The organism is Pediococcus sp., from assembly GCF_003533255.1.
GTDB lineage: Bacteria > Bacillota > Bacilli > Lactobacillales > Lactobacillaceae > Pediococcus > Pediococcus parvulus.
This window is the reverse complement of sequence record NZ_DOEM01000021.1, coordinates 30,926-47,341: the sequence shown is the minus strand read 5'-3', so window position 1 is coordinate 47,341 and position 16,416 is coordinate 30,926. Positions and strand designations below refer to the sequence as shown.

Annotated in this window: 15 protein-coding genes; 11 read left to right on the top strand and 4 right to left on the bottom strand. The window is 38.8% G+C overall.

What is annotated here, in order from left to right; all coding sequences use genetic code 11:
* Positions 1-114: 114 nt before the first annotated feature.
* Positions 115-1,533, bottom strand: coding sequence for a C69 family dipeptidase (locus tag DD627_RS04800; protein WP_057784388.1), 1,419 nt, complete (start codon positions 1,531-1,533; stop codon positions 115-117).
* A gap of 223 nt (positions 1,534-1,756) precedes the next feature.
* Here DD627_RS04800 and DD627_RS04795 point away from each other — a divergent pair, with 223 nt between their 5' ends.
* From DD627_RS04795 to DD627_RS04780, 4 genes are all read left to right on the top strand, one after another.
* Positions 1,757-1,888, top strand: coding sequence for a hypothetical protein (locus DD627_RS04795; RefSeq protein ID WP_260267302.1), 132 nt, complete (start codon positions 1,757-1,759; stop codon positions 1,886-1,888).
* Entirely contained in the window at positions 1,885-2,559 is a 675-nt protein-coding gene (locus tag DD627_RS04790; RefSeq protein ID WP_222591706.1) for an endonuclease III domain-containing protein, read from the top strand. The genes DD627_RS04795 and DD627_RS04790 overlap by 4 nt, the downstream gene beginning before the upstream one ends.
* 169 nt (positions 2,560-2,728) lie before the next feature.
* A complete protein-coding gene (locus DD627_RS04785; protein ID WP_260267304.1) occupies positions 2,729-4,342 on the top strand; it encodes a peptide ABC transporter substrate-binding protein in 1,614 nt (537 codons plus the stop codon).
* A 15-nt stretch (positions 4,343-4,357) separates the two neighbouring features.
* A complete protein-coding gene (locus DD627_RS04780) occupies positions 4,358-5,536 on the top strand; it encodes an ArgE/DapE family deacylase (RefSeq protein WP_260274293.1) in 1,179 nt (392 codons plus the stop codon).
* Here DD627_RS04780 and DD627_RS04775 read toward each other — a convergent pair.
* Positions 5,533-6,192 carry a TetR/AcrR family transcriptional regulator gene (locus DD627_RS04775; protein WP_068806705.1) on the bottom strand — a complete coding sequence of 220 codons (660 nt, stop codon included), beginning with the start codon at positions 6,190-6,192 and terminating at the stop codon, positions 5,533-5,535. The two genes, DD627_RS04780 and DD627_RS04775, sit on opposite strands and share 4 nt — an antisense overlap.
* Before the next feature lie 186 nt (positions 6,193-6,378).
* Between DD627_RS04775 and DD627_RS04770 the strand changes: the two genes are divergently transcribed.
* The 7 genes from DD627_RS04770 to DD627_RS04740 all read left to right on the top strand — a co-directional run bounded on the left by DD627_RS04770 (position 6,379) and on the right by DD627_RS04740 (position 13,934).
* Positions 6,379-8,094: an ABC transporter ATP-binding protein gene (locus tag DD627_RS04770; RefSeq protein ID WP_068806702.1), complete on the top strand. Its 1,716-nt coding sequence runs from the start codon at positions 6,379-6,381 to the stop codon at positions 8,092-8,094.
* Positions 8,095-9,864, top strand: coding sequence for an ABC transporter ATP-binding protein (locus tag DD627_RS04765; protein WP_260274294.1), 1,770 nt, complete (start codon positions 8,095-8,097; stop codon positions 9,862-9,864).
* A 498-nt stretch (positions 9,865-10,362) separates the two neighbouring features.
* Positions 10,363-11,661: a Y-family DNA polymerase gene (locus DD627_RS04760; RefSeq protein WP_260274600.1), complete on the top strand. Its 1,299-nt coding sequence runs from the start codon at positions 10,363-10,365 to the stop codon at positions 11,659-11,661.
* Entirely contained in the window at positions 11,654-11,971 is a 318-nt protein-coding gene (locus DD627_RS04755) for a hypothetical protein (RefSeq protein WP_084254294.1), read from the top strand. The genes DD627_RS04760 and DD627_RS04755 overlap by 8 nt, the downstream gene beginning before the upstream one ends.
* Before the next feature lie 4 nt (positions 11,972-11,975).
* A complete protein-coding gene (locus DD627_RS04750; protein WP_084254293.1) occupies positions 11,976-12,383 on the top strand; it encodes a hypothetical protein in 408 nt (135 codons plus the stop codon).
* A gap of 917 nt (positions 12,384-13,300) precedes the next feature.
* Entirely contained in the window at positions 13,301-13,588 is a 288-nt protein-coding gene (locus DD627_RS04745) for an AbrB/MazE/SpoVT family DNA-binding domain-containing protein (protein ID WP_057784396.1), read from the top strand.
* Positions 13,589-13,592: 4 nt separating this feature from the next.
* Complete coding sequence (locus DD627_RS04740; protein ID WP_057784415.1) at positions 13,593-13,934, top strand: type II toxin-antitoxin system PemK/MazF family toxin; 342 nt, start codon at positions 13,593-13,595, stop codon at positions 13,932-13,934.
* A gap of 527 nt (positions 13,935-14,461) precedes the next feature.
* On the opposite strand, the gene rlmD is transcribed toward DD627_RS04740, so the two are convergent.
* A complete protein-coding gene (rlmD, locus tag DD627_RS04735; protein ID WP_260274599.1) occupies positions 14,462-15,904 on the bottom strand; it encodes a 23S rRNA (uracil(1939)-C(5))-methyltransferase RlmD in 1,443 nt (480 codons plus the stop codon).
* A 40-nt stretch (positions 15,905-15,944) separates the two neighbouring features.
* Positions 15,945-16,409, bottom strand: coding sequence for an 8-oxo-dGTP diphosphatase (locus DD627_RS04730; protein WP_260267763.1), 465 nt, complete (start codon positions 16,407-16,409; stop codon positions 15,945-15,947).
* Positions 16,410-16,416: the final 7 nt, after the last annotated feature.

The following is a 16,416-nucleotide window of genomic DNA, read 5'->3' as shown; positions in this document are numbered from 1 at the left end:
AATGCATTTTGAGTCCGTTTTGTTATGAAAATGCAGTATAGTGCATTTTCACATACGAACAAAAAAGTTCGGAACATTGGAGTTCCAAGCTGTTTCATTGTTATTAGGCTATTTTTAAAGGTTTTTATCCATATTAAATGTTAATTTTGAAAGGGTTAAACCTTCAGTTAACAAGTGATAGAACAAGGTCATTGTTCGTTTCTTCATAGCTGCCACAGTTTCGTGGTTGGCGTCTGTTAAGTATTCAGTTAAGTTATCGTCTGAATAATCAGCAGCCTTCTTGTCGATTTCAGCAACCCGTGCCCGTAATTGTTCTTGTGAGGCGGTTAAATAATCGATATCTTCTTGAATAAATTTGCTGTAGTGACCTTCCACAACGGATGAGAGGGCTCGGTACATCCAGTAAGCATCATCCAAATTCATTGTTTCGGAAGTGTTGCTGTAACTTGGGTCTGTGTCAGTAGCATTGTTGTAGAATGGCACGTATGGACTGAATGCAGGCACACCGAAGTTTAACCAGAAAATAGCGGAAAGCTCATCAGGCACGTTGTTACGAATTTGCAAAACGTGTGAGTTTTGAGTCCGGTTCATTGAAATTGGACGGAACTTCAAACGATCTTTATCGTCAGCATGACCAAATGGATCGTAAGGAGTCTCGTTGTAATGAGAGCTCAAAACGTAACCGACATCTTCAACAGAAATTTTGTGTTCTGTATGGCAAATGAAAGGTAACTCACTTGATTGTGGATCCTGTTCGATCTCTGGATTCAAGTAATGTTGACCAAACCAAACACGGGGTGTGTTGTAGTGACGGTCTTTTTCAGTAGAAGTGCCAAAAATGTGACGGAAATTCCAACCAGTTTTATCAGGGTTCAAATGATTAGTCTCGACAAATTCTTGGATACCTTCTGACCACATAAAGTTGTCAGGATCATTGAAGTCAATCTGTTGGATGGCAACCTGGTTTGCAGCAACTGCATAAGCATCATCGGGAATGCGTTGAGCAACCCAGTGATGGCCGGTAACGATTTCCATGTACCACACGTCATTCTTATCACTAAAAATAACACCGTTGCCTTCAGGTGAACCGTATTTGGCAATTAATTTACCTAAATAAGAAACACCATCTTTAGCAGAGTCAATATATGGTAAAACCATTGTTGGCATGCTGTCTTCAGCTAATCCGCCGGGAATCAAAGGATCATAAGCGAGACTCTTAGGATTGCCGTAGACACTTTCAGTAGCACTCATAGCGACATTTTTTTCGTTAAAGCCACTTTCGTCGTAAATTCCGTCTTTAGCAGGGTTGATATTTGGAACCGCACTATGGCGGTAGCCGTTATTTGGTAATTTAGCAGTAAAGCCGTTTTGTGACGAAGTGATTGTTTCGTTTACATCACTTTCTGCGGGATGCATATAGAAACGGTGGGGTGCAATTGGTAAAAATGTGTCGTCATTACGGGCAACCATGGTTGAACCGTCAATGGAAGCATTTTTGCCGACTAAAACTGTGGTACAAGCTTTTTCCATCAATGTAAAAACTCCCTTTATATATAAATTTGTTAAGTCCATTCTAACTCAAATTGATTTGGACTTCATTAGTGGCAAGTTAAAGCAAATTAAAACGATTTCATAAATGAATATAGTCTATGCTTTAAAAAGCTACTATACGAAATTTAATCACACTATTCAGCACTTTTATTTGCTTTCTTCAGGACTTTATAAGAATATAAACAGTGAAGAATGGAGCGATCATATGATATTATTTTCTAATTTAGTACTCGGACTTAACCACATTCCGTTTCCACGAACGACAGCAAAAATCATTGTGCTGATCATCATTGTGGTGGGCGGATATCTTTATAATTGGTGGCAAAATCGCCGATGAAAGCAACAAAAATTACTTTAAATGAGTTATACAATATTATGGAAACCAACATGGGTCCACAAGTTTGGCTGCAAGATGGCACTGATTGGGCCGAGTCGCCTTGGGAAGTTATTTATGGGTCAATTCTCGTACAAAATACCAATTGGAAAAATGTGGCACCAAGTCTATTGAAACTCAAAACAGCAACTAATTTTGATCCAGAAAAGATTGAACATTTAAGTTTAGAAGAACTCACAGATTTAATTCGTACCAGCGGATTCTATACACGCAAAACGCAAACTATTTTTAATATCTGCCACTGGCTCGAAAACTATCAATTCGATCTTGCCAAAATAAAAACTTATCATCAAGCAGATTTGCGCCATGAATTACTAAGTCTGAAAGGAATTGGTAATGAAACTGCTGATTACATTTTAATGTACGTTTTGGATAAGCCCAATTTTATGGTTGATGCCTATTCACGGCGGTTGTTTGGGTGGCTGGGATGTAAATTGCCTAGTCAATATCAACAAGCCCAAGCGTTAATAGAAGCTCAAGTTACTTTTGATCTTGAAAAATGGCAAAATTTCCACGCTCTTATTGTGAACTATGGGAAAACAGTAAAAACAAAAATAGCTTTTGAAGAAAGTTTCCTTTATAACTATCAAGTAAATTTAAAATTGAATAAATAACTGCGTATATCCATAAATGATGAGTAAAAATCGTTATTTATGGATTTTTTTGTATAAATAATTAAAAATGCGTTGACTTTTTATGAGAAGATGCTAATATACAGTTATTGAATATTTATTCTTTAAATAAAAGAAAACATGAATATAAATACCATTAAGGGGTAACGATATGAAAAATAAATTTTTAGCATTAGGGGCAATTTTATTTTCAGGGATTTTATTTGCGGGCTGTTCATCAAGTAAGGCAGACAGTGATACGGAAACGATTAATGTCACACTAGCTGGTAATCCAGCGACGGCCGATCCGAATAAAGGCGGTGACACAAATAGTGGTAGTTTGTTTGCACAAACGGACGAAGGTTTATACAAACTCGATAAGAATCAAAAAGTTGTCGCGGGCATTGCGACGAAGGTTGTCACACCAACGAATGGTGGAAAAACTTACACCTTTAAAATTAAGAAGAACGCGAAATGGTCAAACGGTAAGGCGATTACAGCGCAAGACTTTGCAACTTCATTTCAGCGCCAAGTAGATCCTGACACTAAATCTCAAGTGGCTAACTTACTGACATATGTCAAAAATTATCAAGCCGTTCAAGATGGCAAACTGAAACCTTCTGCTTTAGGAGTCAAAGCATTGAATAAACATACACTTCAAATTCAGCTCTCAAAACCAGAGCCATATCTAAAGACTGTTTTAGCAACATCGTTGTATCCAGTTTATAGTTCGTATGTTAAAAAATATGGTTCTAATTATGGGACATCATCAACTAAAGTCGTTTCCAGTGGCGCCTATAAATTGGTTGGTTGGAATGCCACTAGGGATACTTGGTCATATGTCAAGAATCCTTATTACTGGAACGCCAAACAAGTTAAATTAAGTAAAGTGAACGTCCAGGTTGTTAAGGATGACACCACGGCCGTTAACTTGTTTAAAGGTAACAAAGTTCAAGAAACAGCGATTTCGGGACAAACCGTGAGTCAGTTTGCCAATACTAAAAATCTGAGCACACAGTTAATTTCGCGAATGGCGTTTCTCGAATTCAATTACAAACGTAAGGCAACCAGTAATGAGAACTTATCCAAAGCAATTAGCTTAATCCTAAATCGAAAAACGATGACTTCTAAAGTTTTGGCAGATGGTTCCGTTCCAGCACTTAATATGGTGCCAAAAGGGGATTCTACGGATGCTAAGAATGGTAAAGATTTCGCAAGTGAAGTGGGTAACTTACTCTCCTTCAACGTTGCAGAAGCGCAAAAAGATTGGAAACTCGCTCAAAAGCAGTTGGGCAAAAAGAAAATGACTTTAACAATGTTAGTTGATAACACCTCAACTGATAAACAAGTGGGGCAATACATTCAAGGCCAAGCGTCTAAATACTTGAAGGGGCTAACCATTGAAATTAAGCCAATGCCTCATTCCCAACATATTGGTGTTGCGTCAAATGGCGATTATGATATTAACCTAGATGGTTGGACGGGCGATTATCAAGATCCTGAAGAATTCCTCCAACTTGGTAATGGTCAAGATCCAGTGAACTTCACTAAATGGGCTGACAAACATTACACCAAGTTAATGAGTGAAATTGATGACACTAATAATCATACAACGAGTGAACGTTGGGCATTGATGCAAGAAGCTGATAAGTACTTGATGGCTAAACAAGGGATTGTGCCACTTTATCAATCGACAGCTACGCATTTAGTTAGCAAGAATGTCAAAGGACTTACCTATTCAAACCAAGCTGGAAAAGCGTTATATCAATACGCATCCGTAAAATAAAGGGAGAAATTGCTTATGACTGATAACGAAAAAATTACTATCTTACAAAACTTGATTCAAATTGAATCCGTAAATGATCACGAAGAAAAGGTTGCTGACTATATCAGCTCATTATTTGAACCCTATAGCGATCAAGTTCAAATTAAAAAGGTACCTTTCGCTGAAGGACGAACAAATTTAGTGGTTACGATGGGGAACAAAGCAGGCAAACACCTTGGCTTTAGCGGTCATATGGATGTGGTGGATCCTGGCAATGTGGAAGAGTGGCAACATGGCCCATTTTCTGGGGATGTTGACGCTGAGGCAGGAAAATTATTTGGCCGTGGGGCTTCTGATATGAAGAGTGGCTTGGCAGCCGCTGTAATTATTATGCTGGAATTGTTGGAAAGTGGAACTGCAATTGAAGGTCAACTCAAATTGTTGGCCACGGTTGGTGAAGAAACTGGTGAGTACGGGGCCCATGTGTTGACACAAGCAGGGTATGCGGATGATTTAGATGGTTTGATTATCACTGAACCACATATGGACGGCATTATCACGAGTTGTAAAGGTGTGATTGATTATCAAGTTACTTCAATTGGTGCGCCTGCTCATAGTTCGCGTCCCGATATGGGGATTAACGCGATTGATAATTTGATTCAGTTTTACTTAGCAGCCAAGAAATTGATGGCACCGCATAATGAAGTGAATCCTAAACTAGGCAAGATGACCCACAGTATTGATATTATTGATGGTGGCAAACAGGTTAATAGTGTCCCGGACTATGCCATGTTAAAAGGCAATATTCGTTCTATTCCGGAATATTCAAATGATCAAATTTTTACGGACCTGCAAAAGATTGTGGATGATTTGAACACGAGTGATCCTAAAATGAAGTTAAAGATTGAATTCATTTATCCAGAAGTCCCTATTATTAATGGTGAAAATCTCTTAACTAAACTCGCTCAAAAAATTAGTGAACAGTACTTCGACCAGATCCTGCCTGTTGAAAGTTCTTCGGGTGCTAACGACGGGTCCGAGTTTGTCCAAGCCAAGAAACAATTTCCAATTATTCTCGTGGGTCCGGGGAATAATTCCTCTCACGGTTATGACGAATATGTCGATATCGCTCAGTATTTGAATAGTATTAACTATTTGAAAGATGTTGCCGAGCAGTTTGTAGGTGTTAGCGAGTTTGCTGAAGTTCAAGATTAGCCTTCTTTATCTGCAACCAAGCCTTTCAAAATTAACTTCAAGCCAGCTTCAAATTGTTGTTTTGCCGACTCAGAATTTCGACTTTTAACAGAGTTTTGCATGTGCACTAAGTGTTCATCATGGGTAATTTGATGAATTTGCGTTACCTGTTCATGCAAGTAGGCAGCCTGTTTGTCGTTGATCTCAGTGCGAAATTGGCGTTCTTTTGAAAGGTCGATCACTAAACCAGTTAAAAAGAAATCAATTGTGGACATCGCGGCACTGCCTTGGGTTTCACTAAATCCGGCATCGACTAAAATTCCAATAATGTGATTCATTAAGGCTAAACGCACTTCAGATGACGGGATAGTTTCGATCATGAGCTCGGCGGTATGGGGATGCGTTGTGTAGACATCGAACAAATTGTTAAACAATTGGGTAAGTTGAGTTTTCCAATCTAAGTTGGCATCAGGAAACGAAATTTGAGCGGCAATTTCATCAGCCATAGCTTGTAAAATTGCTTGTTTACTTTCGAAATACCAATAGATTGTGGAAGCATCAATCTGTAAGGTTGTGGCGACCTTGCGCATGGAAAACTGGTCTAGTGATTGGCAATTCGCTAAAGTTTTTAGTGAAACTTGAATAATTTGGGGACGTGAGATTTTTGATTTCGGCATGATTTAAACTTCCTTAGTTCTGTTTTTTAAAACTATTTAAACACTAATTTGAAATAATATCTTGTTTTTCCAGAGGGACAACAAGCTTTTTCAAAATTGGTGTTTTTTTAGTTGACTTATCCAACAGTGTTGGATAAATTAGTATAGTTATCATAATAGCATGGATGTCAGAACGGAGGAAAGTATTTGAAAATTTTAAAAGATCACGCACGAAAATACTGGGGAGATATTTTGTTGGCCATGGTGACTGTCGTTGTAATGGCAGGATCAACCCTTTGGCAGCCTAAGTTATTACAAAATGTGATTAATGCCATTTTAAAAAATCAGAATCATAAAATCGAAACGTTGGGGATTTATTTAATTGTGATTGCCGTGATTGGCTTAGTTGCGGGTATTTTTAACACCATTCTCTCCGCTAAAGTCGCGCAGTCAATGAGTGCGGATATTCGGGAAACTGTTTTCCGAAAAATTGAAACTTTTTCATTTGGAAATATTGAAAAGTTTCAGGCCGGCAATTTAGTAGTGCGCTTAACAAATGACGTCAATCAAATCCAGAATTTAATTATGACGGCGCTGCAAACCCTGCTACGGGTGCCGATTCTGTTTGTGGGGGCGTTTATTTTGGCGATCAACACAATCCATCAATTGTGGTGGATTATTCTGGTGTTGGTCATTCTCGTGTTTGGTATTTCAGCGGCCACGTTTGGTCAGATGGATCGCCATTTTGGTCTGATGCAGGGCTTAATTGACCGTGTCAATGAATTGGCAAAGGAAAACCTGATTGGAGTGCGGGTAGTAAAATCGTTTAATCAAGAAAAAAATGAAAAAGATCGTTTTAATGAGGTTTCAGACAAGTTAAATGAGCAAAATATTTTTGTTGGAACCTTGTTTTCAGTTTTGATTCCGGCATTTACCTTAGTTGGAAACTTAGCAGTTGTAGCCGCAATTTATTTTGTGGGCGATTTGGCTAAGAGTGATCCCGGTAGTGTGGCCGCAATTGCTTCGTTTGTGAACTATTTAATGCAGGTTATGTTTGCCATTATTATTGGCGGCATGATGATGACCTTTAGCGCCCGAGCAATGGTTTCACTACAACGAATTCGTGAAGTGCTGGATACGGCGCCAGAGATTACGTATTCAAACTCAACAGAGCAGGAGTTGGATGGTTCTGTTGAGTTTGAAAACGTGTCATTTGCCTATGCGGGTGATGAAACGCCAACTTTAAAGGATATTAATTTTAAGGTAAAAGCAGGCGAAATGGTCGGAATTGTGGGCGCTACTGGATCCGGAAAGTCTACTTTAGCGCAGATGATCCCGCGTTTGTTTGACCCGCAAACCGGAGTGGTTAAAGTTGGTGGCGTTGATTTGAAGCAGGTAAATGAACGTTCACTACGCAAATCAGTCGCTTTTGTTTTGCAACGAGCCATTTTATTTTCAGGAACGATTGGGGATAACTTAAAGCAAGGTAAAAGTGATGCGTCCGAAAAGGATATGGATCGGGCCAGTCGGATTGCACAGGCTGCCGAGTTTATTGATCGGTTACCAGAACGTTACGACGCTTCAGTGGAAGAACGGTCAGCCAACTTTTCAGGTGGTCAAAAACAGCGTTTATCCATTACACGGGGCGTCATTGGGCAACCCAAAGTTTTGATTATGGATGATTCGACTTCTGCGCTAGACGCCCAATCTGAAAAATTGGTTCAAGAAGCTTTAGATCACGAATTAAAAGGAACCACCACTTTTATTATTGCGGAAAAAATTGCGTCAGTGCTGCATGCAGATCGAATTTTTGTTATGGATGATGGCAAATTGGTTGGTGAAGGCACGCATGCACAACTAGTTAAAAATAATCGGATTTACCAAGAAATTTATGCAACGCAAAAGGGAAAGGAGGCCATCTAAATGAGTGAAATCGGGAAAGCAATTAAATTCTTCTATCACTATATGAAACGCTATAAGATCGGGTTTACTGTGACAATTTTAGCGATCATTGCTTCAACTTATTTTCAGGTGAAGGCGCCTGTTTATATGGGGAAAGCAATCACAGAATTGGCAAAGTATGTCATTGGCCTGACACGTGGGGTGAGTGATAAAGGCTCGTTTATGCAGGCAATTTGGATGTTACTTCTTTTCTATGTTTTGACAGTGGTGGGGATGTTTATTTCCAACATTGTGGTGACTTATATTTCAGGAAACTCTACGAACCGGATGCGTCGGGGATTGTTCGGCAAACTGCAACGTATGACGATTAAGTTTTTTGATTCGCATCAGGATGGCGATATTTTGAGTCGATTCACAAGTGATTTGGATAATATTTCAAACGCGCTGAATCAAGCATTAGGCGAAATTATGATGAATATCGCGATGATGATTGGAATTATCATTATGATGTTTCACGAAAATATTTCTTTGGCGTGGGTGACCATTGCATCAACGCCGATTGCCATTATTATTGCGGTCATTCTGATTTCTAAAACGCGTAAGTATGTTGATATTCAGCAGGATGAAGTTGGAAAATTAAACGGTTATATTAACGAACAAATTAGTGGTCAAAAAATTGTGATTACAAATGGTTTGCAAGATGAAGCCATTAAGGGATTCCTACCACATAACGAAAAAGTTCGTAAGGCCACGTTTAAAGGCCAAGTTTATTCGGGGATGTTGTTTCCAGTAATGAATGGCTTGTCGCTAGTGAATACGGCAATTGTGATCTTCTTTGGAGGTTGGTTAGCGCTAAATGGCGATATGGCGCGCACGACGGCTTTAGGATTGGTTGTTGTTTTCGTGCAGTATTCACAACAATTTTATCAACCAATTTCACAAATTTCTTCACTCTATAGTATGTTTCAGGTGGCTATTACGGGTGCTAAACGACTTAACGAGACCTTTGACGAACCAGATGAGATTAATCCGAAAGATGGTAAGCGGCTGTCTGGATTGGAACACGGAGTGGCATCGAAAAACGTACACTTTGGTTACAATGAGGGTAAAGAGATTTTGCATGATGTGTCAATGAATGTTGAAAAAGGACATATGGTTGCGTTGGTGGGCCCAACTGGCTCTGGAAAAACGACGATTATGAATTTGTTGAATCGTTTTTACGATGTGAATGAAGGCTCGGTCACGTTTGATGTTGTGGATGTGCGTGATATTGATCTGAAAAGTTTGCGAGATCATGTGGGAATTGTGTTGCAGGATAGTGTGATTTTTTCGGGAACGATTCGAGATAATATTAGTTTCGGAAAACCGGAGGCAACGGATGAAGAGGTGTATGCGGCTGCGAAACAGGCGGATATTCACGATTTCATTATGAGTCTGGAAAAGGGATATGAGACAAAGGTTTCGGATGAAAATTCGGTGTTTTCAACGGGACAGAAGCAGTTGATTAGTATTGCGAGAACGATTTTGACGAATCCAACGTTGTTGATTTTGGATGAGGCGACGTCAAATGTGGATACGGTGACGGAGGCGAAGATTCAAAAGGCGATGGATAATGTGATTCAGGGAAGAACGAGTTTTGTGATTGCGCATCGATTGAAGACTATTTTGAATGCCAATAAGATTGTGGTGTTGAAGGATGGTAAGGTGATTGAAGAGGGTAGTCACGAGCAATTGCTGGATGAAAAGGGATTTTATGCGGAACTGTATCATAATCAGTTTGTGTTTGAATAAAAAAGAGTGCTAAAAGGAGCGATTAGCTTCTGAGCATAGCCTAGGTAACTGAATGATTCGGGTTTGGAATCGTTTAGTTACCGTAGCTACTACTCCACATTAAGGATGATTATTAGCAAAGAACGCTAATAATCTTTTATGTTTCGGGCGATGACCATTCTTGTGGCCGAAGTTCAGACCGCAAGAACTGGCACTACTCCACATAGAGGATGATTATTAGCAAAGAACGCTAATAATCCTATATGTTCCGGGCGATGACCATTCTTGTGGCCGAAGTTCAGACCGCAAGAACTGGCAAGCGGAATAAGCTGCCTTTTTAAGCACGTTTCGGCTATAAAGGTAGAAAAGCTGAGAGACACAACAGTTGATCTGAACAAAAATTAAAGTAGGATTGAGAAGATACGATTTTTCTCGATCCTATTTTTTGAATTCTTTTAAATAAATGAGTTGCATTTTAGAACGTATGTTCGTATAATGAAATGCAAAGAGGTGATGGCGATGAATTACGATCGAGAACCCCATGGTGTGTATTTTATGATTGATAACAAATCATTTTATGCCAGTGTTGAGTCTGTCGCACGCGAGGATGATCCTTTGGAATCGGTTATCGTGGTCATGTCGGAAGCAAAAAATACTAATGGTGGTCTGATTCTGGCGGCATCGCCTAAAGCCAAAGAATTATTTGGTATCACCAATGTTTCGCGTTGTCGAGATTTACCGGATGATTCCCGATTAAAGGTTGTCCCACCGCGGATGAATCTTTACATAAAGAAGAATTTGCAGACTAATGAAATTTTCACCCAATTTGTAGCTGATGAAGACTGTTATCCTTATTCGATTGACGAATCAATTTTAGACATGACGAAATCTTGGCGGTTATTCGGACGAACACCTTTAGAAGTCGCTCATCGGATGCAAACGGCAGTTCATGACAAATTAGGTTTATGGACAACTGTTGGGATTGGTGAAAATCCGGTTCAAGCAAAGCTGGCATTAGATTTGTTTGCTAAACATGACAATGATCGCATTGGCGAGTTAACTTATGAAACTTTCCCCCAAAAGATTTGGCCGATTACGGATTTAGTATCAGTCTGGAGCATTGGGCATCGGACAGCAGCCCATCTCGAACGCGTTGGTATTCACAGTATGGATGCATTGGCCCACTCAAATCCCTATGAGTTGAAAAAAGAGTTTGGTATCATCGGTACGCAACTTTTGGCACTCGCATGGGGAATTGATCATAGCCAATTATCTAAACTGTTGACTCCTAATGATAAGAGTTGGGGAAATTCCCAAGTTTTGGCTCGCGATTATTTGGTTCAAAGAGAAATTGAAACGGTAATTAAAGAAATCGGAAGTCAGGTTGCCTCGCGAATGCGGCATCATCAACAGCAAACAGGATGTGTCAGTTTAATGATTGGTTTTTCTTATGCTAGTGCGGAAACTGATGGGCGCAGTGGTTTTGCACATTCTATGCGAATTGATACGACAGATAGTCCGGATCAGATTAACCAGTATTTAGTGTATTTATTTCGAAAAACATGGGATGGCGAGGGCATTCGTAATATTGCCGTCAGTCTTTCTCATTTGTCAGCAAATGACGGTTTGCAACTAGATTTATTTAAAGATCCACATGCGCAAATCAAGCAAAATTTAATGATTCGAGTGTTAGATAAAATTCATGACCAGTTTGGCAACACGGCGTTGATCCCAGCTAGCAGCTTATTGCATGGTGCGACTATGCTGGAACGTTCGTCATTAGTTGGCGGTCACAATGGGGGTAATAGTTTTGATTGAAACATACGATCAGGCGGCAAAGTTAATTTTGGAACGATTAGAAAAAGATTTTTTGCGGCAATCACGAACTATTTATCAAATGTTAATTGTGAGGGATCGTTTTGATGAAGCTTACAATTTCTTTTTGGAAGTTAAGCCAAAAAATCATCGCGAAAAATCCATTCCACTGCATACGCTAGAGAATTATGATTTAGGCTACTTAGAGTCTGTAGTACATTCGTTGCGCAAACAAACACAGATCACAATGCAGTTTAAAGGCTTTGGCGAATTAGTTTGGCCGCAAGCACAGACCAGAATTAGTAAGGGATGAGATTATGATTATCAAACGGGTAGATGAATCAGTTATCGAACAATTTTTTAAAAATGACTATCATGATCGCGGAATGCTCAAGTGGGGCGGCTTTTTCCTTTCAGATCATACCAGCGCCATCAAGAAAATGAAACGAGATAAGGTTCCTGAAAGACAACTTCCAGAGCAATCATTGGAAAAAGTTAGCCAGTCTTTAAAACAGGCATGGTTACATAAACAGGTTGTTCATGTCCAACTGAAACTCATAAACGATGGTGAAATGGTGAGTTCGATGACTGGCAAAGTTGCTGGTTTTCACGATGAAAAGATTATTTTTGCCGATGCTGAAGACCAATTACATTCAGTTATGCTTGAACAAATTCGTAATGTACATTGGCCACAGGCAGCTGTAGATTGGCGAAATATAAGTTAAAAAAAGAGTTGAAATAAACTGAGCCCCGACAATTGGAATAATCCAAATTATCGGGGCTCAGTTTACCACTACTTTTTATTATTAGAACGTATAAAATTATATAATACGATACTTATTATTAAAATTATTACTATAATCGTAATTAATACTTTTAACATTTTGTTTTTGCTCCCTCATAAGTGATACTTATTTTTCCATATACCAACTTTCGTGTAGCTTCATGTTTTTATTGGTTTTACCCCAGCTAGTTATTTTCACAGTACAACAAATGCAATATACTGCGCTGGATGGGGGTATCAAAATATTAGTATAAGTAAACTTTGTATAAGCATTTACATTAGCTCAAACATGAGTTGCCATGGGATCTGTTGCTTTACCAAAAAACAGAAATGGAAATAATCATCATGCTCAAAGACGAAAATATAATTTATAACGGAAATACTGCTGTTTGGGCCATAATCAATAACAAGCTTGTCGCGGTGTTAATTACTGCCCCGAACTTGAGACAACAACGTTATGGCAATCAAACAAGAAAATCAAATTAATGTCAAAAAAAACTAAACTTGTCGATTTTTCCGTATGATATATGCTTGCACCAATACCACTTTAACAGTCCATCTTTAAAATGTCCATTCAGTCATACGGCGATTTTTAATTTGCACGTATAAACATGGATAGAGAATTGAACGTAATTGATTCTTATTCAGAAATCATTAACGCATTCGTGGCTGGCAATAACACGTGAGACAAAGTTTTTTATTTATTTAACGGTGTGTAAGGCAATGATCACTTCTGAGGTACGTTAATGTTATGAAAGTGTCTATTATTAAGCTGACGGACAAACAAAATTGAGAGAACATGATATAATGTATGAAGTAAGACGTCTTACAATTTCAAGGATGAGGAGGCATTAAATAATGGATAATATACTAAGTAAATCTGCTAAACTATCAAGCCGTGGACAAGTTGTTATTCCAGTTGAAATTCGGAATAAAATGCAACTATCTACTGGTGATGAAATTGCGTTTACGCAAACTAATGATGGCGACATAACCATTACTAAACTGCCCACTCGCTTAGAATGGGGAGATCTAATCAAAAACATCCCAACTGAAGTTGTCGATATTGATGAAAATGGACATTATGACCCTAAGAAAAGTCCTGATTTTGACAAATGGATGAAAGAAGATGATTCTGATCTCTAGAGTCATGAAGATTTTCATTGCAAATGTGTCATTTGATGAGCAGCCAAATACTACAAAGCGTAGACCTGCTCTAGTCGTTGCGTACAATAATCAGTACGTAACGGCTTTTAAAATTACATCAAAATTTGGTAGTAAATCAAGATCAATTCAAAGTACCTATTTTCCCATCCTTGAATGGAAAAAGGCTGGTTTGTACAAAGCATCATATGTTGATACACACAAACTCTACCAAATTTCGGCCAATGCCGTGTTCAAACGGCCACCAATCGGCGAATTAACGTCAAATGACGTCGCAAGACTAAAATTATTTATACAAAAGCCGACTAACATTAGTGATGAATCATAATTCGACGAAATTATGATTCATCACTTTTTTATTTTGGTAAAGTGGTAATTCATACGCTCGTAAAATACTATTTAAAGTCGTTTTAAATATGTTAACTGTTGCCAAGTACCATCCATCAAACATCAGCATTCTTTATCAACGAAAAAAGCAATCTTCTAGTGAATTCAACACTAAGAAGATTGCAGTAGCAGCAATGGACCGTTTGATCAGGACCATTTTCCACCTAATTAAAAATAATGAATTATATGATTCACTGAAATTCTCACCAGAAAAGTAAATGATTAATTCATTTATTGATATTTTAAAATCTCAAAAATTTATTAATACCAGACGCACTATTTGTTGTACATTAAATCGAACATTTAAGCCAATAAAATTACAACCTCAACTTCAAGTAACCGCTGATAAAAAAAGGAAAATCTATTAACTAAAGGTTTTCCTTGACTAATGGTAGAGGTAGACAAACTAGAAACATAGCTGTACCACGCCTATATCAAGTTTATTGCAACTCTTTTTATGCTTTTAAATTAATGTCGACGTGTGAACTTCACAACCGCTTCACAACGGGCAGTTTGTGGAAACATATCAATTGATTGAATGTAATCGACAATGTAAGTTTTTGTTAATTGAGCCAGATCTCGTGCTAACGTAGATGGATTGCATGAAATGTAAACAAATCGTTCTGGCTTGCTAGTCAAGATGGTTTGAATCAAGACATCATCTAATCCAGTTCTTGGTGGATCAACTACCAGGGCATCGGGATGGAAGCCTTCTGCCATCCATTGAGGTAAAACTTCTTCAGCTTTACCAACTTGATACTTAGCATTGGTAATGCCGTTTAATTTGGCGTTTTCATTGGCATCTTCAATTGATTCCGGGATAATATCCATCCCCCGAACTTCTTTTGCCTGAGCGGCTAAAGACAGGCCAATTGTTCCCACACCAGAATAGGCATCAACTAAGTTATCATTTGGTGAAAGTTCAAGTGCTTTGCGAGCTTCATCATACAGTTTTGCGGTTTGATAAGGGTTTAATTGATAAAAAGCCCGTGCAGATAAATTGAAGGTCAGATCTTCTAGCTTATCCTGAATAAAAGTTTTACCGGCTAACAAAGTGGTGTCATCACCCCAAACAAGGGATTTTTTTCCCTTGTTGACGTTTTGCATGTAAGAAACAATTTCCGGAAACCGTTTCTGAAGTTCAGTAATCAAGTCGCGTTTGTGGGGCAACTTAGTGGAGTTAGTAATAAAGACTAATTGAACTTCATTAGTAGCAACCGCAACCCGGACGACAATCGTTTTAACGATACCTGAACCATGTTCTTCATCATAAATAGGAACTTGGTAAGCTTCCAGCAATTCAACGACACGGCGCATGACTTTCATTATCAGTGGATGTTGAACACTGCACGTAGGTAAATCAACTAAGTCATGACTGTTTTCTTTATATAAACCAGCAGCTACTTTGCCATCCAAAACACGCACTTGGAACTGGGCCTTGTTACGGTATTCGTAGGGGTTATCCATCCCAATTGTGGGTAACAGTTTGTAGTACTTATAACCGGATGGTCGGTACTTCTCCAAAGCTTGACGCACAACATCTTGCTTAAACTCTAATTGGGCTGGATAAGATAAATGCTCTAGCTCAAATCCACCGACTTCATCAGCAAATGGGTCACGTGGTTCTACACGATTAGGACTCTTCTGGCGAATCGTGTGGAGTTTTGCGATCATGTAACGGGGATGAATTTCGGTAACTGTGGCGGTAACCACTTCGTCAGGAAGAGCGCCCTTCACAAAACAAATAGTATGTTTGAAATAGCCAATCCCTTCACCATTAATGCCTAAGCGTTTGATGGTTAAAGGAATTCGTTGACCGATTGGAATGGATTCCTGGACAGTTTCACGTTGCGGACGGCCTTGATGCGAATTTCTTTGATTTTGATAATGTGAATTATGATTATTGTTCATGGTGTTTCCTTTCTATTTTAAGACACGTTTAACTAAGCATTTATTCAACCCGTTTGATGGATTGACCATTATAATCTTGGTAATAAAGTTCTGAAACGTCATAACTTTTGAAGACTTGAAGTAGATCGAAAAAGTCATCAACAGCCTGGGCTTGTTTGACTTGATAAGGATCTTCCCAGAAAACGTCGCCTTCTTTGGAACTTTGTAAAGAGCCTTTGAACTGATTAGTTCGAAACAAAAGCACTATGTAGCGAACATCTTTTTGAGCCATAAATTGTTTAACACCGATTAATTGCGGGTTCTGGATTTGGAGATTGGTTTCTTCATAAACCTCACGGATTGCAGATTCTACAAAGGATTCACCGGGATTTACATGCCCGCCTGGAAAAGTGATGCCAGTCCAGTTTTTGTTGAGTCGATTTTCAAGTAAGACTTTTTTGTTGTCCGGATCTTCTACCATAACAAGGTTGGTTAAAATAGTTTTTTCAGGTAAATGTAGTGACATGGATTGC